The 20,662-nt window shown below is 37.5% G+C and carries 23 protein-coding genes and 1 riboswitch; of the genes, 15 read left to right on the forward strand and 8 right to left on the reverse strand.

What is annotated here, in order from left to right:
* The first annotated feature begins 142 nt into the window (after positions 1-142).
* Positions 143-700 (forward strand): MerR family transcriptional regulator, encoded by a 558-nt coding sequence (locus tag ACZ45G_RS13370; protein WP_464178880.1) that lies wholly within the window; start codon positions 143-145, stop codon positions 698-700.
* Between the two features lie 15 nt (positions 701-715).
* On the opposite strand, the gene ACZ45G_RS13375 is transcribed toward ACZ45G_RS13370, so the two are convergent.
* The 7 genes from ACZ45G_RS13375 to ACZ45G_RS13405 all read right to left on the reverse strand — a co-directional run bounded on the left by ACZ45G_RS13375 (position 716) and on the right by ACZ45G_RS13405 (position 6,889).
* Complete coding sequence (locus tag ACZ45G_RS13375; RefSeq protein WP_464178882.1) at positions 716-1,180, reverse strand: hypothetical protein; 465 nt, start codon at positions 1,178-1,180, stop codon at positions 716-718.
* Positions 1,181-1,728: 548 nt separating this feature from the next.
* The gene (locus tag ACZ45G_RS13380) at positions 1,729-2,241 is read right to left on the reverse strand and encodes an alpha/beta hydrolase family protein (RefSeq protein ID WP_464178884.1); all 513 of its coding nucleotides are present in this window, start codon (positions 2,239-2,241) and stop codon (positions 1,729-1,731) included.
* Entirely contained in the window at positions 2,210-2,635 is a 426-nt protein-coding gene (locus ACZ45G_RS13385) for an alpha/beta fold hydrolase (RefSeq protein ID WP_464178886.1), read from the reverse strand. The genes ACZ45G_RS13380 and ACZ45G_RS13385 overlap by 32 nt, the downstream gene beginning before the upstream one ends.
* Positions 2,636-2,650: 15 nt before the next feature.
* Positions 2,651-3,073 carry a GNAT family N-acetyltransferase gene (locus ACZ45G_RS13390; protein WP_464178888.1) on the reverse strand — a complete coding sequence of 141 codons (423 nt, stop codon included), beginning with the start codon at positions 3,071-3,073 and terminating at the stop codon, positions 2,651-2,653.
* A gap of 587 nt (positions 3,074-3,660) precedes the next feature.
* Complete coding sequence (locus tag ACZ45G_RS13395; RefSeq protein WP_464178890.1) at positions 3,661-4,056, reverse strand: secondary thiamine-phosphate synthase enzyme YjbQ; 396 nt, start codon at positions 4,054-4,056, stop codon at positions 3,661-3,663.
* 58 nt (positions 4,057-4,114) lie between these two features.
* Positions 4,115-6,610, reverse strand: a complete 2,496-nt coding sequence (gene recD2 / locus ACZ45G_RS13400; RefSeq protein WP_464178892.1) for an SF1B family DNA helicase RecD2 — start codon at positions 6,608-6,610, stop codon at positions 4,115-4,117.
* Between the two features lie 6 nt (positions 6,611-6,616).
* Positions 6,617-6,889: a hypothetical protein gene (locus tag ACZ45G_RS13405; RefSeq protein ID WP_464178894.1), complete on the reverse strand. Its 273-nt coding sequence runs from the start codon at positions 6,887-6,889 to the stop codon at positions 6,617-6,619.
* Positions 6,890-7,013: 124 nt separating this feature from the next.
* Here ACZ45G_RS13405 and ACZ45G_RS13410 point away from each other — a divergent pair, with 124 nt between their 5' ends.
* From ACZ45G_RS13410 to ACZ45G_RS13475, 14 genes are all read left to right on the forward strand, one after another.
* Positions 7,014-7,304, forward strand: a complete 291-nt coding sequence (locus ACZ45G_RS13410) for an integration host factor subunit alpha (protein WP_464178896.1) — start codon at positions 7,014-7,016, stop codon at positions 7,302-7,304.
* 107 nt (positions 7,305-7,411) lie between these two features.
* A complete protein-coding gene (locus tag ACZ45G_RS13415) occupies positions 7,412-7,567 on the forward strand; it encodes a hypothetical protein (RefSeq protein WP_464178898.1) in 156 nt (51 codons plus the stop codon).
* Between the two features lie 31 nt (positions 7,568-7,598).
* Positions 7,599-8,351 carry a hypothetical protein gene (locus ACZ45G_RS13420; RefSeq protein WP_464178900.1) on the forward strand — a complete coding sequence of 251 codons (753 nt, stop codon included), beginning with the start codon at positions 7,599-7,601 and terminating at the stop codon, positions 8,349-8,351.
* A 132-nt stretch (positions 8,352-8,483) separates the two neighbouring features.
* The gene (locus ACZ45G_RS13425) at positions 8,484-9,062 is read left to right on the forward strand and encodes a flavin reductase family protein (RefSeq protein ID WP_464178902.1); all 579 of its coding nucleotides are present in this window, start codon (positions 8,484-8,486) and stop codon (positions 9,060-9,062) included.
* A gap of 235 nt (positions 9,063-9,297) precedes the next feature.
* The gene (locus ACZ45G_RS13430; RefSeq protein ID WP_464178904.1) at positions 9,298-9,612 is read left to right on the forward strand and encodes a hypothetical protein; all 315 of its coding nucleotides are present in this window, start codon (positions 9,298-9,300) and stop codon (positions 9,610-9,612) included.
* Between the two features lie 1,046 nt (positions 9,613-10,658).
* A riboswitch (cyclic di-GMP riboswitch) is annotated at positions 10,659-10,737 on the forward strand.
* 289 nt (positions 10,738-11,026) lie between these two features.
* Positions 11,027-11,377, forward strand: coding sequence for a DUF4870 domain-containing protein (locus ACZ45G_RS13435; RefSeq protein WP_464178906.1), 351 nt, complete (start codon positions 11,027-11,029; stop codon positions 11,375-11,377).
* Positions 11,378-11,484: 107 nt separating this feature from the next.
* Positions 11,485-12,306 carry a hypothetical protein gene (locus ACZ45G_RS13440; protein ID WP_464178908.1) on the forward strand — a complete coding sequence of 274 codons (822 nt, stop codon included), beginning with the start codon at positions 11,485-11,487 and terminating at the stop codon, positions 12,304-12,306.
* A gap of 499 nt (positions 12,307-12,805) precedes the next feature.
* Positions 12,806-13,678, forward strand: a complete 873-nt coding sequence (locus ACZ45G_RS13445) for a hypothetical protein (RefSeq protein WP_464178910.1) — start codon at positions 12,806-12,808, stop codon at positions 13,676-13,678.
* A gap of 175 nt (positions 13,679-13,853) precedes the next feature.
* On the forward strand, positions 13,854-14,651 hold the full coding sequence (locus ACZ45G_RS13450; protein ID WP_464178912.1) for a hypothetical protein: 798 nt from the start codon (positions 13,854-13,856) through the stop codon (positions 14,649-14,651).
* A 13-nt stretch (positions 14,652-14,664) separates the two neighbouring features.
* Positions 14,665-16,731: a hypothetical protein gene (locus ACZ45G_RS13455; protein WP_464178914.1), complete on the forward strand. Its 2,067-nt coding sequence runs from the start codon at positions 14,665-14,667 to the stop codon at positions 16,729-16,731.
* Between the two features lie 13 nt (positions 16,732-16,744).
* Positions 16,745-18,508 (forward strand): hypothetical protein, encoded by a 1,764-nt coding sequence (locus ACZ45G_RS13460; protein ID WP_464178916.1) that lies wholly within the window; start codon positions 16,745-16,747, stop codon positions 18,506-18,508.
* A 322-nt stretch (positions 18,509-18,830) separates the two neighbouring features.
* Positions 18,831-18,965, forward strand: a complete 135-nt coding sequence (locus ACZ45G_RS13465; RefSeq protein ID WP_464178918.1) for a hypothetical protein — start codon at positions 18,831-18,833, stop codon at positions 18,963-18,965.
* A gap of 39 nt (positions 18,966-19,004) precedes the next feature.
* The gene (locus ACZ45G_RS13470) at positions 19,005-19,250 is read left to right on the forward strand and encodes a hypothetical protein (protein WP_464178920.1); all 246 of its coding nucleotides are present in this window, start codon (positions 19,005-19,007) and stop codon (positions 19,248-19,250) included.
* Positions 19,251-19,272: 22 nt separating this feature from the next.
* A complete protein-coding gene (locus ACZ45G_RS13475; RefSeq protein ID WP_464178922.1) occupies positions 19,273-19,560 on the forward strand; it encodes a hypothetical protein in 288 nt (95 codons plus the stop codon).
* A 516-nt stretch (positions 19,561-20,076) separates the two neighbouring features.
* Here the strand turns inward: ACZ45G_RS13475 and ACZ45G_RS13480 are convergent.
* A complete protein-coding gene (locus ACZ45G_RS13480) occupies positions 20,077-20,409 on the reverse strand; it encodes a hypothetical protein (protein ID WP_464178924.1) in 333 nt (110 codons plus the stop codon).
* Positions 20,410-20,662: the final 253 nt, after the last annotated feature.

The following is a 20,662-nucleotide window of genomic DNA, read 5'->3' on the forward strand; positions in this document are numbered from 1 at the left end:
CTTGTTTCCGAGTCCAATTCCTGGTCTTCTTATAAGAGATGATTTAGAAATCCTAAAATTAGCTAAGTAAAATTTGCCGTATAATACTATTATTATTGGTTATTTCATTGATATATGTTACAACATATGTCATATTCATTCTATGAAAAATACTTATACGCTAAAACAAATCACCGAAATCCTTAAGGTTAAACGAAATCGTCTTCAACAATGGATGGAGAATGGATATCTTACACCGAGTGTTGTGAAATCAAATATCCAAGGTGAACGAAACATCTGGTCTTTTTCGGATATGGTTAGAATCGCATCTTTTCAGCAACTTCTGAAAAATGGGTTATCACGAGTCGGCGCTTCCGATATACTTGGCGCAAAACATATTTATATGGAAGTCGATGGCCAGCAGACAAAGAAAACAAAACCTTGGAAAATCATAGATTCAGTTGACCTTCCATTAAAAACACATCCTATTTTTGTTTCTCTTCGAAATGATGAAGAACAAAGATGTGTTTGTGTGCTTTTCTCAGAGAAGAGCAACACAGCTCATGTGAAAATCATACTGGATTCTTTAGGGTTCGAATGGCAATGGATGCTTTTCTTTGATGTAGGAGAGATCCGGGATCGCCTGGCGCTCGAATTAGGGTGGAGCACTGAGATGGATGGAACAGGTTCCGCAAATTATGAGCCCTACCCTGCCCCATAATTTGCGGTTAAGATTTTATTCCTTGGGCTTGGGCTCTTTGATCTTGATGGCCACAAACTTCCCGCCTTTATTTTTCTTAACGAGGCCAGCTTTCTTCAGGTGAAACATATTATTTGATATTTGTTTCCCGGTAAAGCCTGTCAATTTCATGATCCCCTTGGCATCTATGCCGATCTTTCTGGATTGTATGGCTTCCAGGATTGTGTTCTTGACTACCCCTGGCTTTGCTTTAGGTTCAGGAGCCTCGGAAGCGGGTTCTGTACTTACAATAGTTTCCGGACCCTGAGGGGTTTCATCTTTGACAGGCGTTTCTTTGACAACCTCTCCTTGATTAGGCCCTTCAGGGTCATCCCCTTGCTTCACAGGGGCATCTTTAACAGGTTTGGCCAATGCCAATAGTACCTCAAAAAAGTTTCTGATTGGCGACTGTATAAGCTCAGCAAGTTCCTTGTCCAATTCCATTGTAAAATTAATCTTCATACTGTCCCCTTATATATTAATGATATTGTTTTCGTATCATTGTGTTAATGGGAAAACAAGGGAGAAGTTGACTCAGAATGCTGTTGGGTTCCCACCCTGCCCTATGATTAAAATTTTAAAACTTGATCGCCCTGGGGTTTATATTTTTCTGAAAGCCTGGGAAACATTTTTTGTCTGACATACAAATCATCAAGGCAAGACCGATCTCCTTCCGGATCTCTTGCTTGCCCTTTTGCTAACCGAGGGATATCAGATATCCATGCTGAAAATAAAAAGCGAACTGCCGAAGCTAAGAGGGTCAACAAAAAATATATGGCAGAGTGGGGGGGGGGGCTAAAGCGAATTGGGCAATAGCTGAGCATAAATAGGTACCTGGAAAGCGAAGAAACTTGCATTAGATATGAAATGCAGAACAATAAAGGATGAACTCCCAATAGAATGTTCTTTTAATCCATGCTGTTTTTTTCCGTAACAAATGCCTCTCTCCAGTTGGAATTGGTAACTATTATGGAAAAAAATCAAACAAATTTTCAGTTCAATCAACTTTATCAAGTCTGTGAAATAAATTTAACAATATTCCTTGCAAATTCTTCCCCGCAATCTTCCTGGAGAAAATGCCCACCACCTTTGATGGTAATGTGTTTTTGATTTTTTGCCCCTGGGATTAGTTTTTGGAACATACGTTCACCACCTTGAGTAATAGGATCACTGTCACTGAACATGGTAATAAACGGTTTTTCAAATTTGGATAGGACTTTCCAGGCATTGCGGTTCGCTTGTGATGCTGTATCATCCGGGGTGATGGGGACAAGAGAAGGAAATATACGAGCTCCTTCTTTGTATGTATCATCCGGAAAAGGCGCATTGTATGCTGCAATTACATTTTCTTTTAAAGAAGTCTTGCACCCCATAGTAATAATACTGCCAATATCGAAGTCCGGCACTCCTATTGAAAATTTACGCCAAACCATGAAAGCTTTCGATGCTGGTGTGTCTCCGGTTGGTAGCCATGTGTTGGCAACAACAACCCTATGGAATTGATCTATATTTTGGACCAGCAATCGCAATCCGATTAAACCACCCCCAATCCTGACAAACGAGCGTAACTCCCTGTAAATGCATTTTGTCAAACCATGCCTGCATCCAGTCAACATGACGTTCATATGTGTAATTTCCCCGGTCTGCCGGTTTGTCCGAACGACCAAATCCCACTAAATCTGGCGCAATGGCTCGATACCCTGCATCAACAATGATAGAAATCATGTCTCGGTACAGATATGACCAGCTTGGTTCTCCATGCATCAATAGAACAGGCTCCGCATCAATTGGGCCTTCATCAACATAATGTATTCTTAACTCTTTACCTTCACCATCTGGGATTTTTATATAGTTTGGATTAAATCGATAACCGGGAAGATTTTTAAATGAGTCATCAGGTGTTCTTAAAATTTTCATCCTCAATTCTCCTTTTTAATCTGTAAATCCCTTTTCGGACATTTTTCCTGCATTTGTAAATTGTGCCATACCTGTTTTCATTTTTCTAAAATCGTTTTTTGTGTAAAAATCTTCTTTCCCCGGAGATGCATACAGGATTATATTGCACTGAAGTAATTTGGATATAATATTTTTTAAAATTATATTTCCCAAACCTTTTCTTTGAAAATCAGGAGCAACAGCCACATCATAGATTGCAGCTTGATAAGCACCATCAGAAATAGCTCTGCCGAATCCAATCATTCGATTTCCATAGTATATAAAAACAGTAACATAACTATTTTCAAAAGCTTTCTTATGCAAGCTTGGCTCATGATGCCCCATCCCGACATCTTTTAGGATATCAGCAACAAGGTTCCAATCTACTCTTGAACAATCGAATTTAACCTCTATATCCATAAAAACTCTTCATCCTGTAATGGTGATTTTGTTGGATCTGGATAATTGACCATATTTAATAAAGTTCGAAATTACAATCATTTTCAAACTTCATGGAATAACAAAAAATGACCTGGTGGGTGTGAGTATTGATAGTGGCATAATGCCATGATATTTTAATGTTTGATTAAGAAATGTAAATTTGTGATTCTGTGGTTCTTGTGGTTCCTATCTTACTCAATTGTTTAAAAAACTTTTATATTTATTATAGTTTTTTTAAAATGGGGGTAAAAACGATAACAGGAACAACAAGATCACACCTGAGAACAAGAATCAACTTTAAAGCCATGTCTGTGGAAAGCATAAAGTCCGGCAATCGACAAGATTATCATATTGCAGTGGGTGGCCAACATCAGGCCATTTTTTTTGTGGTTAAAAGTTATTTCTTTTGGCCCCCCTACCCTTTTTTCTTCACTTATAGTGATTAAATCCGAAACAAGAAAAACCTGTTGAAATTAGAGCTTAATTTATCATAAATGGTGTCTCATTTCATTGACACATTCCGGATGAGGAATGACAAAAAAAGATTTATTCTCCAATTATTTTGATCAAAACACGTTTTTCCTTCTACCGTCAAATTCACCATAAAAAATCTGTTCCCATGTACCGAAATCAAGCTTTCCTTCCGTGATTGCAACAACACTTTCTCTACCCATGATCTGTCTTTTCATATGGGCATCTGCATTATCTTCACCTACATTATGTCTGTATTGAGACACTGGAGCATGGGGAGTTAATTTTTCAAGCCATAGGTCATAATCATGGTGCAGTCCTGATTCATCATCATTAATAAATACAGAGGCTGTTATATGCATTGCGTTGATAAGTACAAGTCCTTCAGTGACACCACTTTCATCAATGCATTCTTGAATATCAGGCGTGATGTTGATAAAAGCCCTTCTTGTTGGAATCTCAAACCAGAGTTCGTTTCTATATGTTTTCATAAAATTCATTCCTTTTTATTAAAATTTTAGTACCGGAAAGTGGTGAATAAAATCTTGGTCAATCCATCAACAATTCCTGCAGTGCCGTTTGTCTTTTACTGATATCTTGATTTTTCACAGCCATAGCAAGTGCTCGTCGTGTACCAACAAATATTGCCAGCTTTTTTGCCCTGGTAATTCCTGTATAAATCAGATTCCGAAAGAGCATTTTAAAGTGCTGTGTAATGACTGGAATAATAACAACTTCAAATTCACTCCCCTGAGATTTGTGTATGGTAATAGCATAAGCCAAATCGAGTTCCATGATATCAGTTTGTTTGTAATGAACTATTCGATTATCAGGATAAAAGGAAACGGAACAAGTCAAATCTATATTATCAATATCTTGAATAATGCCTATGTCACCATTAAAGACACCCAGGTCATAATTATTACGCCGGTGAATTACCCTATCTCCAATCCTGAATATTCTTTCCCCAACTTTTAATTGTCGTTTACCTTCAACAAAGGGATTTGAAGTTTCTTGGATCACTCTGTTTAAGCTGATTGTACCAAGGCTCCCCCTGGTCATAGGAGAAAGGATCTGTATTTCACAGTTACCATAATATTTGGGTATCCATTCCTGGTATAACTTTCTGACAACATCCAAAGCTGAGAATCCATAATGAAGAGAAGACCAAGGATGAACTTTTTTTAGGATTGAAAACAATTCTTCAATTTTAGTTTCAGCCTGATATACTTTGTCCAGATTCACATGCTCAAATTTTTTAGGTATCGTTATTTCAGTTTCATATGGAATAACAGGTTCCTGGACCCTAAACTCAAAGAAATCAAAGCTATCAGAATCATTAGAAATATTGTTTTCCAATTCAGTTTGTTTTAGATTATAAAATCTTTTAACTCTTGAAATAAAACTTATCTGCTCTTTAGTGGCTTCATCTGAATCAAGGAATAAACAATCTGTTTTTTCTTTCCATATTTCAGGATTTTTGAAGGGTGATTTAATCCAAGGTATCTCCCCTTTATTAATCTGGTGAGCATATTTAATGATAAGAGATTCTTGTGCTTGCCTAAAGATCTTTGTTAAAAGAAAGCAGGGAACGGATTCAGAAGCAATTATATCTTTTATAACATTACCAGCACCGACAGAAGGTAACTGGTCAGCATCTCCAATGAACAAAACCTGAGCGTTTTTAGGAACAGCTTTTAAAAGAGATGCCGTCAAATTGATATCAAGCATTGAACATTCATCAACAATTAAAAAATCTGTTTTTAGAGGTGTCTCTTCATCGCTTTTAAATTTACCGCCTTGCCACCCTAATAATCTGTGGATTGTCTTTGATTCTTTTCCAATGACCTCCATCATCCTTTGGGCAGCTCTACCAGTTGGCGCTGCTAAAAGGACCTTTAATCCCATTGCTTCAATCAATTTAACTATGACAAGTGTGGCTGTTGTTTTACCGCATCCAGGACCACCAGTAAGAATAGAAAATTTTTGACAAACTATTTCTTTAGCAGCATCAGCTTGCTCATCACTCAAGGATATACTTTTTGAGTCACAATATCGGGATACCCATTTTTCGACCCTATCCTTATCAACTTTAGGAGGTTTACCAATATCAGAGATCCGCTTTGCCACATAGAGTTCATCAAAGTATAAAGATTTTGAATAATAGCATCGTTCCGTAATACCGTTGTCCTGAAAAAGATCTCTAACCATGAGCAACTTTTCTGTTTCCATATACTTCAATAGCTCAAGCAGTTTATCTGACAGGTCCAATTTTAATAATTCTTTGACTTCTTTATCAATTTGAGATGCGGTCAGATAACAGTGCCCAAAATTTCTACTCGCAGCAAGGACATGTTTTATACCCGCCAATATTCTCTGTTGACTGTCGGGCTCAAGTCCAATACTTAAAGCGACCTTATCAGCAGAAAAAAAACCAATGCCATAAAAATCATTGGACAAGCGATAAGGATCTTCAGTAACCAACTTGACGGCATCATCGCCATATTCTTTATAAATTTTAACTGCAAATAAAGTACTGATACCATGAGATTGTAAAAACATCATGACTTCTCGAATTGCTTTATGCTCAGTCCATGCTTCACTTATCATATCAAGTTTTTTCTGTGCTATCCCTGGTACTTCTGTCAGTCTTTCAATATCTTTTTCGAAGATATCGAGTGTTTGCTTATTGAAATGTTTAACAATCTTTTTTGCTGTTTTAGGACCGACCCCTTTAATAAGACCAGAACCAAGATATTTCTCCAGTGCAGCAGCAGTCGCAGGTTTATTCTCTTTTGCTACCGTTGCTTGAAACTGCCGACCATATTTTGGGTGAGTTGTCCATGACCCTTGGAATTCCATTGTAGCACCGGCGAATACTTTTGTTTGATGAACAATGACGGTTTCTTGACCTTGAGGATTATTAAAGGGCATTACTCTGAGAATAGACCATCCATTATCAGGATTGTGAAAGGTGACTCGATCTACAATACCTTTTAGAATTTCATTAATAACACCTGTTTGATTGACAGCTTGTGGTCTCATTAAAAATTAAGAGTTTCCTTTAGTTTTCATAAGCGGAAGTGCCCATTTTTCAATAATGTGATCTATAAGCATTTCATGAGATTCCTCTTTCATATTTCCAACACACTCAATGAAAACATCAAATATATCTTTTGACTCTTCTTCAGAGAGCCCTCCTGCTTCGAGATATTCAAATAAATATACAAAAAGAACAGCAAGCTGATTCATGGGTGACTTCTCATTTAAGGTTTTTTTTCTTAAGTCACTGCCCATATTTTTTTCTATATTATTATCATTCATGCCATTCTCCCAGTTTCTTAGACCATCTGCCTGCCCCGGATTCAATTCTTGACAATACTATGCTATTAACATTAAATTCGACAAGAAAATTTATAAAATAAACCAAATAGGAGCACCACCCAAATTGACCTGTACCAAAACAACAATCATTGAAAAAATCTCAGAAGAGATTGAGCAGTCACCCTCAGAAGCAAAAGACACAATTGAACACCTCCTTGAAATCATGAAGTCCACCCTGGCATCCGGAGAAGATGTTATGATATCAGGATTTGGTAAATTCCAGGTTAATGAAAAAGCACCACGGAAGGGAAGGAATCCAGCCACTGACGAAGAAATGATGTTGAGAAAAAGACGGGTTGTGACGTTTAAATGTGCAGGAATTTTGCGGGATAAGCTAAATGACGAACTCAATTGAAAAACATAGTTGATCCAAAATCATATGGCCTACCACCCAGAACCGTCTTAATGAAAATGGGACCTGAAGAATTCATCCTTGTTATCAACAGAAAAAGCAGAATCATCATGAAAGATGCATTAATAATTCTAAAAAAGGTTGAAAAAATAAATAAGAAAGTGCCGAATGCTTCGGTTTTTCTGGAAACAAATGCTCCAATTTGCAGCAAATCAATCAAATTTTTAGAAGAGAATAATGTGGAAGTTTTGAAGAGTGACATATGAACGAAACCCTATCAAATGCAGAGAGTGTATAATGAAAAATTATTCAAAAGCGATATTATTCATTATTATCATTTTAAGTTTTAATAACCCTTGTTTAGCAAATCCGCTATCAAATATCATGTCACTATTTCAAAGAGACTTGATAGTTGATGTGTTATACAAAAATCATAGAAATCTTATTCAAGGCAGTGAAGTCTATTTAGCAGGAGACTTAAAAGACCAAAAGATTTTAATAGGGAAGGTAAAAAAAGTATCTTTGGTTGAATCACAAATGTCCAAAGTTGAAATCCTTATTGATAAAAGATATAAAGAACAAATATATGAGACCACACTATTTGTTTTGGTGAGCAATATTTTTTCAAAAAATTCAAATGCATACATTGTTGCTATATCTCCTATAGAAGCATCGAATGAGACACTTTTGAAATCAGGATCTTCAGTGAAAGGAATTACCTTTGTAGAATATAAGATTGCTACTGCTGCTGAAGAATTAAGAAAGGTAATGAATCGTATTAAAAAACAAAATGACGAAATCATGAGTCAACTTGAAGAATATATCGATACTTTTAACACTGAAGAATTCCATAAAAAAATAGATGAACTTATTAATCAAATTTCACAATTTTCAGCAGAACAAAAAGAAACCTTTAAAAAAGAAGTTTTACCTGCACTCAGAAATATGTTTGATTCGGTAATGAAGCAACTTGAAGAACAAAATAATATGAAAGAATCAAGGGATTTAGAAAAACGATTAAAGAAAATTGAAGACATGGTTGATGTTTAATTTGGGAATTTTCACCTTTCCCAAATAATTCCAAACTGTATACCGCATATCCGGTTGGAAGAAAAAATAGTGAAATGTATTGTTTGGTAGAGAAGTCAGTTAAGCATATTACCCTTTTTCAGGAGAATCTAAATGAAAAGATCAATAGGGGCAAAAACCATTGTTTACCCGGCACCTGTCCTAATAGTCGCTACATACGATGAAGATGGGAAAGCCAATGCCATGACCGCTGCCTGGGGTGGTATCTGTTGTTCCAAACCACCATGTGTAACCGTGTCATTGCGTAAAGCCACATACAGTTATGATTGTATTGTTCAAAGTAAGGCATACACCTTGAATATTCCATCTCAAAAATATGTTAAAGAGGCCGATTATTTAGGTATGGCCACGGGTAAAACCGAAGATAAGTTCAAGGCCACGGGGCTTACGCCAGTGAAAAGCGATGTGGTCAACGCTCCGTACATTGAAGAATTTCCTTTGATATTGGAATGTAAACTCCTTCATACTTTCGAGATAGGATTACACACACAATTTATTGGTGAGATAATTGATGTTAAGGCAGATGAGTCTGTTCTCAACGACGACGGAATGCCAAATATACAAAAAGTTAATCCAATTATTTATGCGCCATCATGCCAGACTTATCACGGTATAGGTGACAAACTTGGGGATGCATTTTTTATTGGAAAGAGTATAAAACCCGGGAAATAAAATATGAGGACAAGATATCTGTCATTGCGAAGTGAATGATCAAATCACCAAAAACTAAACTTACAATCAAGTATTAGTATCCGAAAGTTGAGTAGGTTAATAAATTCCAGCTATAAACAACTGAAATGAATCATTGACTGACAATGAAAACTATTAACCGAACCGCAATAAGCATCAAGCCGAGACAACCATACATTGACTGGAAAAATAGTTTTAATAATGGTGGTCCAAATTTTTGAATCCAGCAATAGGAGTGGTGGTTAACAAACTAACAATTATTAAAGCGATGCTTACCGGAATATTTAACAAATCATATGAACTGGGTGACGTTGATGATTCCTATTTTATTAAAATAATCAGAACTGGAATAGAAAAAGCTGAAGAAGTTGACCCTGCTATCTGCAATGAACTGTTCGAGCACGCCATTGAAGAATACACCAAAGTCTGGATGAGATGTGCAGAAGAAGACGAAGATGAGTTTGATGAGCAAGAAGAAAGAGAAGAAGCAAGAGAGACCTTTCTGGAATATTATTATGAAGATGAACTTTGAGTATTGGTCATTGCCAATTGGTAAAATTTTAATAAAAATTGGAACCTGCTAAATAAGAGGAAAATATGACATTCCAAACAACACCGACAGGATATGAAAAGACAATCCTTTCAGATCTTCAGGTAGCCTGGAGTATTTTTCGTGAGGCAGTAGCAGATCTGGCGGTTTTATGGGTGCTGGTGATGTGCTGTTTCATACAGACGAGGCAATGAGTTGGGAGGTCGTCAGGAATTTAAGACTTATGCCGCCCCTAATACTGATAATTCGGAATCTCTGCACTCAAGGAAACGCACCTGAAGAAATTTTGCAGTGCCTTAATGTAATAAATGAGATCCTTGAAAAAACTTTTAAAATATATCCGGAATAGATAAATGGAAATCTGCGTTTATAGAAAAAACAGTCAAGCACCAGAAAAAAAGAATAAATATGGAGCCCTATTATTGCTTGGATTGGGGATTTCAATTTAAAAACCAGAAGACATTCAAGAAACCAAGCAAGTTTCCGGAGTGCAAAGAGGAAGTATTCCCCGGCGGTGGAACTTGCTCATGACCTACGGATTAGAAGTCAGATAGCCGCCATTTTCACACATCCTTGAAACACGGCAATCCCCTTTAAATCCGGCCTTTTTGAATTATGCAATTTTACACAGAAGTGCTTATTTTGTTGATTTTGGATAAAAAGCGCAAGACTAAGCGCAAGACCTGATACTCAAAAGAAGAGGCTTAACCTGGGCTCCAATTTTTCGGGGCAGGATTATGATGACCCTTCCCCTATGAAGTGGAATTAAAGTTACGCTATCTAAGAAAAACTGATATTTATCGGTCCGTTTTTTTGGCCCAAGTCCTTCATCTGAAAAACCACAGCCATTTTTTCATATCTATTTTACAACCATGTCAATAAAAAACACTATTTTTTGATAAAAAATTACCCATATATAACTCTTATGACCGTATGGGACTAATGTTTTCCATAAATTTTGACTAAATATAACCACTTTGGGATGATAAAAATGATTGATTATTTTTTATTATATCTGTATATCATCCTGAACTTATGGCCAAACCTGTTGTGAAGCAGGGACGGAAAGCCACGGATCTTTTAATTAAAGATAGCCGGGTTGCAATGTTATAATAATTAATGAGTGCAACCCGGTGGCCTTAATAATAGGTCTCCGGGTTTTTTATTTGGTCGTGTTAGTTTTTACTTTAAATTAAAAAAGAAATCACAAAACTATTCGGCAATAAAGGACTCATAGATCTCAGAAGATTTATCCTTTCTGGTGGATGAAAACATAAAGGTATTGTACCTATCTAACATCTAATAACCACATACAAATAAAGTTGAAAAAGTACTGAATATTAACCGAGTCTGACTCATGCTTAATAAAAATCTAAATATTTTTAGGAGAAAAAAAATGAATGAATCAACTATTCAGCAGGAAATTGAGATAACAAAAGAGGATAAAAACATTGCGGTACTTACATGGATAGGAACCCTTGTGCTAACATTTATACCACCTTTGATTATTTATCTTATCAAAAAAGATGACGTTTATATTCAGGATCAAGCAAAAGAGGCTCTAAACTGGTCCATAACTGCGTTTCTCGGATATGTCATCTCCATGATGTTAACGTTTGTAGTGATTGGAGTGTTTATGATCCCTGTCGTGGGTATTTGCCATCTGATATTTTGTATTATGGGCGGTGTAGCTGCATCCAAAGGCAAAACATTTCGGGTCCCGTTTGCAATACGCCTTATTAAATAAAGATAGCCGGGTTGCAAACAAAATATATAAAAATAATGCAGCCGGGCTTTTTTACAAAGTCCGGCTGCATTATTTAATAATTGAATTAATTTAGAAAGGACGTTGTTATGACAAAATCTCGTTTTATTCTCACTTTGTGTCTTTGTTTTTTTGTATTAACCGGTTGTCAGACCATAGAGAAACAAGTTGCCTCTATGCAAGAGCAAATTGAGACTGCTGTTAATTCTTATACAACTGTGCAAACGCATGAGACAAAACAAGAAAATGAAAAGACAGAATTTATAAAAACAGTAAAACCAACTGAATTAACTATAAAGGACACGCCACTGTATAAGCTCTTTGAAAAATACCCATACTATGATGACAGCACGACTTATCCGAGGGTAGCTTTGTCAATGGCAATGCCAAGAACAATAAAAACAGTAGCTCCAAAATATAAAGTTACGTCCAGTGGCACCGTCAATGTAGGGGAACTGAAAACTATTGATCCAAAAGATCAAAATGAATTTGTGATCTTGAAAGGACGTTTAAATAACAACACAGCTAAAATCCTGAATGGGTGTTATGTTTTTGAAGGTGTAATCTGGCATTCCTCTACAAAAAGTGAAAAAATCCCAGCATTCGCCTATTGTCTTTCTGACAGTACCCAAGATCTTAAAGAAAGCTATTATAATAGTAGTGGTGCATACGAAAATATGCTGATAGGCCTTCATAGCCCAAGTTTCTCTGTGAAAAATACTGGCTATAGACGCACTTTTGGGCCTACCCCACCGAAGGATGCTATCGATGGAAAAAAGGCGGATGGCTTTAATAAAGCCTTCAATTTTTATGTACTTAAACAGCTTATCTTGGATTCTGGATATGAATATGACAAGAATGAAGATTTTCGTATGTGGATCGTAGATATTAAAGAGGACGAAAGCCTGTAAGACTTGTTTCCAAACTTATTAAATACCAATAGTTAGCTTGAAGGTATTTTGGTATAGCAAGGGAAATCAGGTTGTTTCCAATAAGGGTCTGACTTTGTTTATTACAAAGGGATCGAATGGTAATCCGATTTCTGATGTATCTTGGACAGATGCCAAACATCCCAAAATTTTTCCTGGCGTATCATTAACAAAAGCGTGGTGCATCAAAATTATCAATGGTGGTTTTTTGTCAGAGTACACCCTCAGAATGTGCAGGCACATATTATGGACCTGCACCAATGTACCCGGAACCCAAAAAGCCAGAGGCAAGGACTCCGGCCCTATTGGAAATCTAAATTTGGTTTTATAAATTCTAAACAAAAAAGCCCCAGGCATATTTCACGCTGCCCGGGGCTTTTTTTTGATTAAAACAAAGGAACATGGATGAAACTCTGGCTGTGTAGAGTTCCACAAAAAAATGTTTTGTATTCAGCTATTTAACGATCTAAGGAAAAATACAATGAACAAAAAACAAATTACAGGCATTAGCATCGCTGTGGCTTTAATCGCCATTTACTTTGGGATTAAAATGTACGCATCAAGTGTGGCAGAGGGGAAAGTAAACGAATCCATAGCAAAGGTTACTAATTTTGCCGATATTGATTACAAGAGCGTCAGTGTTGATTTGCTTGGGATGGATGTAAGGATTTCTGACATTCTTGTTTCTCCTGTGAACGCTAAAGAAAAATTAAAAATTCACGAAATTATAATTCATGACATAGATAAGAACGCTGACATTCCAACTTTTTTATCTATGTCATGTAATGGGATTGAACTAAATATTAAAGACCTCGGAGAAGAGGCAGAAGGACTTAGGAATTTAGGCTACATTGACAAGATGATCGTTAATCTAAATGTTGAATATTCTTATGATAAAGAGAAAAAAGAAATAAATATTAGCAAGATAGGTATAGGTGCAGATGAAGCAGGGGAGATCAGTGTTAGTCTTCGTTTAGGAAACATTTCTCTTAATCCAAATGAAATAGTTGGTCTACTTTTTAATTTTCAACAAATCATTTTCCACGAAGCCAAGATTGAATATAAAGACGAGTCCTTATTCGAACGTTTTATAAAGCTTAGAGCCGAAGAACAAGATTTAAGCATTGAAGATTTTAAAAAATCTATAATCCAAGACATCGAAATTGAAATTGAAAATGCAAATGACGATTTAGCTAAGGATTCGTTGGGTGAGATTATGGAGTTCGTTGAAGATCCTGAAGAACTATCAATTACGGCATCTCCTTCAAAACCACAACCTTTAGGCAGGCTTATGCGTATCGAACAACTATCTAATGATATCTTTAGGTTGCTTAATATAAAAATAAAATCATAGGAATATGGTCCAATCAACGTACAACCTTGACCCACTTCAACAAAAAACAAGTATCATCGTTGAAATCCAATACAATTATGGGCACTGGGTTTTTCAATAAAACCACCTATTGCTCAGATAAACGCCTACTGGGATCAAAGTTGGACGCTGATTGACATTAGGAGATAAAAAAACAATGGCATATAGCAAAAACATAGCTCGGGGCACTAAAATGAAATGTAATTTTATTTTAGTTATAGTGTTGGGCTTTATTTTGATTATGGTTTCCGGCTGTATTAGCTTTAAGCAGACATCCAAATCTTCAAATTCAGCTTCGTATCAAATGGAATTAGGCTTGATCGGATATAAGCCCGTTAAGACCTGGACTTCGAATTATGGTGATATTACCCTGTATCAATCCATGATTGGAGATTCTTGCAAACTTGATGGCCCAACATTTAAAAAGCCGGTCAGACTGAAAGTACAGCATATCGAAAAATTCCAGATATGGCGATTGAAAGAGCACGATGCGTTGGTTCTTGTCGGCGTTTCTGCTCAAGGTGAACCTCTCCATGAGGTCGTTACCGTTTCTACACGAAGGATTATGTCATCAGCCCATGTGGTTACAGAAAAAGCTGTTTATCATAAATCAAACAACTTTAAGAGTGTTGTGCGTGGTGAGTTGCCAAAAGACTTTAAGGATAGCATTTATTACGCTTTCGGGGCAAACAAACATGAAGGCCCGGTCCCCTGGGGAGAGCTTAGTGGTGATCTGTTAGAGTTCTACCAGGACCAATATATTTATGGCGATCCTGAACCAGAAGTGAGATCTCTTGATTATCAGGAAGAATCTGCGGAGATCCAAAAACATGCTATCCCTGCTTTGCCTGAGTCAGAGTATGAGGCTTTCCGTCCCGCAGGCAGATCCGTGGTTCCCACTGACAAGGTGTCCACTTCCCGCTCTTCCAAAAAAGTAGAAATTAAGATCGACTAATTGGAGTTAAGAATTGAAACTATTTGTATCCAGCGAAAATGATCTGTCGATGACCAGGAAAAACCTTTGGTTTATCACTATAGTAACAACCGTATATCTATCTATTGAACTTGCTTTCCAGGCAAGACTGCTTGATGTGGCCGGCACAATGGTTTCCATTGAAGAGGTGGAAGGCTTAGAAAAGTTTGGCCGACTGATATCAGGAACAGCTTTATATCTGTTGGTCCTGGGCGTAGTGCTCTTGCCTTTGTGCAAAAAGCTTACTTGGCTTAAAGACATACCCGCACGGATGGCTGTATTTATTATTTTAGCTGTCCTTATCATAGGCTCTGTGTTTTACGGTGAAAGGATGCTGGTTGATCATATAGTGGATAGTTCTTCTGGAGAAGATAGATCAGTTGCAGCCAAGGCCATGATTGTCCAAAATTCGCTCTTAAAGGGCACTATATCCATAGACGGCATGGAGCTATCCTCTGATGAATTAAACTCTCCTGAGGGCAAATCCTTCGCTGCTGTGCTTCCTTTCCTGGGGTCCACCATACTAAAAGGGAAGCTCAAGAAAACAACTATTCGGAAAATCATAGAAAATGAAGTGAGAGCCGAAATAGGGGATGGCAATAAATTTTTGAAAACCAATGTTCATTCGGAACTCAAAGATTTGGATAAGGCATATTACGAACAGTATGCCCCTGCTACTGAGAAATACCGTAGTGCCGATGCTAAGAACATCGCAAAGGCTAAAGAAAAACAAGCCTGGGCAAAATACCTGAACAAGCTTGCTGACCAAAAAATAGCACTGGAGAATATCCCTAAAGATAAGTGGCCCGAGGTTCGTGAACAGGTCAGAGCATCAGGCCTAATGGTTCCAAATTCCTGGAAACCATCAGACAAGAAAGGTTTCTTAAGAGCTCTGGGAACTAAGTATTATACAGACTCAAAACCAGGCTTGAGGGTAGAAGTAGAGAAGCGTTTTGATGAATACCAAGCAGGGCTTAAAGCAAAACGACTCACAATCGGAAATATAAAGGAAAGATACTGGCCCCGGGTTATAAAAGAAGTCCGAAAAAAAGGTCTTAATCCTCCGGATAATTGGAATCCAAACGACAAGATTGGTTTCTATGCGTTTATGAAGGTGGCCTATAACAAAGAAGTTACTCGGAAATTCAAAAAAGAATCTGAAGGTCATTGGCAGGCGTATAAGAAAAAGGTTACAGACTATCGGATCGACTTAAATCTGAGTGCCATTCCTAAAGATCGGTGGCCCCAGATCCGGGGAGAGGTCCGGAAATCAGGAATTGCTGTGCCGAAAGGTTGGAGGCCTTTTGATCGAGATATCTTTGAGAATTCTTTTAAAAAATCTTATCATGCCGGTGTCCTGAAAAAATTCAAGCAGGAAGCCAAGAAGATATTCGGGTTTTACCCAAAATATCTGGTTCCCGGGTTGTCTTATGAAGAATTTCTGGCAAACAAAGATGTTAAGCGGTACTTGGGAAACAAAGGTAAATATATCGGGAAAAGCAACAAACATATCCTCCAGGACATCATTAAAACCAAAACCAATGAGCAGCTTAGAAAATTCACCGCCAAACCAAAGGATTATGAGAATGGCGGGAAGTATGAAGAGTTCGGGAAAAGAGCCATGAGAGGTGTGGTCGTCCCTCCATTTGCCTTGTTCTTCTCGTTACTTGGTGGGTTCATCCATATCTTCAAGGTGTTCAATTTCTCCTTGTCATTCAAGATAAAACCCCTTCTTAGGTTGCCGTTGATGGTTGCCGGTGCTGCGGTAATAATCTTTTGCATATCCAATATAGACCTTTCTAATTCGATCACCAAGTCTCAGCTTTACGGTTCTTTGGAGGCCAGTGTGTCCGAAGTTTACCATCCTGTGGTGGCAACCGCAGTTAAAGTGCTGATCGAAACAGCTCCTGTGTCTTACCCGATTAATAATGGGCTCCGAGAAAAGTTTTTGATGGGCTATGAGTTTACACCTGGGCATGATTCTGCTCCTTTTGATCTTGAGGGCAATGTTTTGGAAACATTAATAGGTAATAATACTGCCCCAATTGGTCAAAACAAATAGATAGGGAACTTGCATGAAGACAATCAAATCAGACCTTTCTAATTATATCCGTCAAAAATTGGCTAAAATCCACCTTGATAAAGCAACTTTTAAGGTTATCAAAGAAGAAGCTGAAGAGCATACCTTGACAATCAAGACTCATTGGACCCCGGGATGTCGTGTCCGAAGTACCCAGACTTTAAGTGGGGATCGTACAAGAGGTACATATAATGACAATCAAAGTAATATGGACGCTTGCCGCAAAGAGGCTTCTAATAAATTTAGGGCTACCTTTTGGCAAAAAATCGGCAACCAAAAAACTTGGGCTGGTTTGAGCAGTCCTCTTTCTGTGCATAATTTCCCTGAGGCTCTTTCAACGTTAGAAAAATGTTTTAGTTGCGGAGGAAGCGGGGAGATCGCTTGCTATACTTGCATGGGCACAGGCACGAAAGAGAACCACCGTCAGCTACCTTCAGGCAAGTATATTGTAGAATGGATTCCGTGCCCCCCTCGTCAAACTTGCCCTACATGTTTCGGGGCAGGTTCTTCTACACGCTTGAGATATATAGAAGCGATATATACACCATCTTCCAAGGTTTATAGAGTGAAATCCGCTTTAATGGGTCGTGTTGAAAAACTTCTGAAATCCCGTGGGGAAAATTGGGTTACTTGGTTGCCCAGTAATAGCGCTTTCTCTTTAACGACAACAGACAAGAAAAACGTCAATACTGAGTACCAGATTAAAGTCCATCTTAAACATTCTGTTATTGAAATTGATGGACGAGAGTATATGTTTGTATCATACTCGTTAGTGAATAGCGTTCAATTATTAACTTATGCATCTGTAGTCGATAATTATTTACAAGATATTGGCCAGGAAGATTTGATCGGCCCTGCTGAATCTTCGAAAATCAACTCGTTAAAGTTGGCCAGAAAAAAAATAACAAAAATCCAAAAATATCCTTTGCTAAAAGCTATAGTGGATATGCATGGCAATAAAAAACTTGAAAAAAAGGACTTGCCTACGCTTGGGCACTTTATTTCTCCTGATGGCATGACGGCTCTTTTGCAATCTATAAAAACAATGACATCTAACGCTGATATTGGTTTCCCGTTTTGGTTTTATCCAAGTCTTCTGTTTATTTTTTCTTTTGCCTGGTTTCATTCATCCACAAGACATTTGGAGAATGAAACCTTTTCAATTGGTGCTCTTGGTGTCTTATTGTTGACATTATCTGTTGGTATTTACCGACACAATAAAAACGCTGCCTTAATCGAGAGTATTAGGGTTAAAGGAAAAACACTCAAATTTTTTATCTTCTCTATGATTGCGTTGGCTATTTTTTCATATAAGCCATGGGTTGTATCTGAAGGGTACTCTTTTATTAATGATAACCATGTAGGGATACCAGCCCTTAAAAAAAACAATCAGGTGGCTTTCTTTGATACTGCCGCTGAGCAAGATAGTTCGAATCTGATATGGATGGGGGGAAAAGTGTGGGCTAAAATTGGCATTACTTATTCATATTTCACAGCTCCAACTATGACTATTGAACAAAGGCAAGAAGCCTTAAAAACTATCGGCTACTATTTCGGGACCATAGATGGTGACTGGGGTACAGGCTCTAAAAAAGCCATGAAGCAACTAATGCATTCGTTGGAAGAAAAACGATATATCGGTGATAGATTTAAAAATGGCAGAGTTGATAACCTTCTGGAATTTAACCAGCCAGATAAATTCGATATTTTTTTACATAGTGCGCTTTGGTTGCATAAAAACGGGTATGAAATACAGTAAAACACTTTTGGAATCAGGATCTTCAGTGGAAGGAATTACCTTTGTAGAATACAAGATTGCTACTGCTACTCAGAGTTAAGAAAAGTAATGAATAGTATTAGAAATAATAAAATTATGAGTCAACGTGTAGAATATATTGATACTTTTAACACTGAAGAATTCTATAAAAAGATATATCAGTTTCACGATATCGTACGTCTTGATTCTTTGAATACATTGAGAAACTTTGCAAGAAGTTGAAACATCAAACAGATAGTATTGAATACTTATAAAAAAGATTTAAAATATGGAACAATTTGCAAATTGGGATTTCTCCGGGGGCATGTCTGAGCGTGTTAGACTCGAATTAGATGCCCAAGCAGCCGCAAGAGAAGAAAAGAGTGTTCGAAATTTGAGAAAAACCGTCACCACTCTCAATAAGACCCTTGAAGATTGGAAAAAACACAGTGACTCTTAAAAAACGAACAACTCTGCATTAGAACAAAATTATGCAGAGTTGAAAAGAAAGCTCAGCGAGACAAGCGATGATTCAATTAAAACTATTCATGACGAACGGTATCAGCATGAAATGACCAAGCGAGAGTTAAGTGATGTTGCTACTTCTGAAATGGCCTTAAGAGTCGCCTTTCTAAGCTTAATCGAAAAAGAAGGGTTGTATGAGGCCCTGGTTGCCCGTCTCTATGAACAGGCTCAAGAGATCACAAAAAAAGACGATGATCCGGGGAAATTCAGGGTATTTTAATATACTAATAGGAGACCAAACATTGGATAACTTTGAACAGATTGGAAAAGATTATTTGGCAAAATTTGAACAGGTTAAAAAAGATAATCCTGATTATGAAAATTATTCCATATGTAAACTTTGGTCCATAATGGATCTCACAGATGACGAACTCTGGTATTTGTCTTATCTGGATATTTTAAACGAAGAACAAAACATGGTCTGGGAAGGATTCCCCGAATCATCCCCAGAAGAAAAAATAGCTCTGGCCAGTGAAAAATTTCTACAAAACAAAGCAGCAATCGACAAACTGACAACCTCCACCACCTAATTCTTTAATTCCCAAGGAGATAAATATGAAAAAAGAAAAAACCGAAAAAAAGTTTTGGTGTGGTCCTTGCCATGCGTATAACTACAGCTCAGATACTCAAAGAGTATAACGGGAGCGGGAATACAGAGCTGATTTGTCCCGGGTGTGGAGAGACAGTCGTGGGAGCAAGAGAATACGCCCAAAGTTTGGGTTTTGAGGATCTTGAATGAAGGAAAAGAAGGGGGGTTCAGGGCATTTTAAGCCTCTGAAACCTTTATTGATAGCGGTTTTCTCTCGTTTCGCAATTTTTTCAAAAAAATGGAAAACTCGGTTTTCATTTTTTTATCATTTCTTGGCAAAAGAATGAAAACTATTGTTCCAATCAAATAATTTTTCCGGCCACTGAATGGAACAGGCTGTTCCAGGCTGGTAAATAATGAGTCGAATAAAGATACGGCATAATCTTATTGGGATTGCCCCAAACGCTTGTTAAATCCCTGGAGCCGAAGGCCCGGAACACCTTTGTAAATCCAAGAATTATTCTGCAGGTCCAACAAAAATACCTGTTGTGACATCAATAACATTATCATCGGCAACAGATATAATCTTTTCAAGAGATCCTAAAACCGAAGCATTACAGGGCTTCCAGGCAATATCTGCTTTAAGTATTGCGTGTTGAAAATAAAGTCTTTTTAAATCCACTTCTTCACAAAAAAGTTTATTATCTCCAGGATCGATCTCAAACGCCCGAATATTAAAAACGTCCAGATCAAAAAGCTTACAAGTCCTTGGTATCAGCCATTCTATGCTATTCGCAATGGCTTTCCCGGGTGCTTCTTGATCAATAAACAACAGCCAAGGGGTATTCATCGAGATCTCATGGGCAACGACTATGTGACAAAAAGATCCCTGGGCTTTGGGGTCCCTGTGATCTCCAGGACTGCCGGTTCCGTACCATGACAAAATGGAACTGTGCTCAATGTCAAAAAGATTTAATTCTGCCAAAGAAGATTTTTCCAGTTTTTTTTGATGCTCTATCAGGGATGTTAAGCACCTGATTCTTCGGGGTTTCTTTATAAGGTTTTTTGGATCTGGTTCATTTCTTTTTGTCATTTTCACGTTT

The sequence above is a fragment of the Desulfoconvexum algidum genome, from assembly GCF_055382125.1.

Bases quoted from the DNA above. Each gene is read 5' to 3' on its own strand.
- ACZ45G_RS13385 (WP_464178886.1), bottom strand. From the start codon at position 2,635: ATGAAAATTTTAAGAACACCTGATGACTCATTTAAAAATCTTCCCGGT.
- ACZ45G_RS13445 (WP_464178910.1), top strand. From the start codon at position 12,806: ATGAACAAAAAACAAATTACAGGCATTAGCATCGCTGTGGCTTTAATC.
- ACZ45G_RS13370 (WP_464178880.1), top strand. From the start codon at position 143: ATGAAAAATACTTATACGCTAAAACAAATCACCGAAATCCTTAAGGTT.
- ACZ45G_RS13480 (WP_464178924.1), bottom strand. From the start codon at position 20,409: ATGAATACCCCTTGGCTGTTGTTTATTGATCAAGAAGCACCCGGGAAA.
- ACZ45G_RS13395 (WP_464178890.1), bottom strand. From the start codon at position 4,056: ATGAAAACATATAGAAACGAACTCTGGTTTGAGATTCCAACAAGAAGG.
- ACZ45G_RS13450 (WP_464178912.1), top strand. From the start codon at position 13,854: ATGGCATATAGCAAAAACATAGCTCGGGGCACTAAAATGAAATGTAAT.
- ACZ45G_RS13440 (WP_464178908.1), top strand. From the start codon at position 11,485: ATGACAAAATCTCGTTTTATTCTCACTTTGTGTCTTTGTTTTTTTGTA.
- ACZ45G_RS13415 (WP_464178898.1), top strand. From the start codon at position 7,412: ATGAAAGATGCATTAATAATTCTAAAAAAGGTTGAAAAAATAAATAAG.
- ACZ45G_RS13425 (WP_464178902.1), top strand. From the start codon at position 8,484: ATGAAAAGATCAATAGGGGCAAAAACCATTGTTTACCCGGCACCTGTC.
- ACZ45G_RS13460 (WP_464178916.1), top strand. From the start codon at position 16,745: ATGAAGACAATCAAATCAGACCTTTCTAATTATATCCGTCAAAAATTG.
- ACZ45G_RS13465 (WP_464178918.1), top strand. From the start codon at position 18,831: ATGTCTGAGCGTGTTAGACTCGAATTAGATGCCCAAGCAGCCGCAAGA.
- ACZ45G_RS13375 (WP_464178882.1), bottom strand. From the start codon at position 1,180: ATGAAGATTAATTTTACAATGGAATTGGACAAGGAACTTGCTGAGCTT.
- recD2 (WP_464178892.1), bottom strand. From the start codon at position 6,610: ATGAGACCACAAGCTGTCAATCAAACAGGTGTTATTAATGAAATTCTA.
- ACZ45G_RS13435 (WP_464178906.1), top strand. From the start codon at position 11,027: ATGAATGAATCAACTATTCAGCAGGAAATTGAGATAACAAAAGAGGAT.
- ACZ45G_RS13390 (WP_464178888.1), bottom strand. From the start codon at position 3,073: ATGGATATAGAGGTTAAATTCGATTGTTCAAGAGTAGATTGGAACCTT.
- ACZ45G_RS13420 (WP_464178900.1), top strand. From the start codon at position 7,599: ATGAAAAATTATTCAAAAGCGATATTATTCATTATTATCATTTTAAGT.
- ACZ45G_RS13405 (WP_464178894.1), bottom strand. From the start codon at position 6,889: ATGAATGATAATAATATAGAAAAAAATATGGGCAGTGACTTAAGAAAA.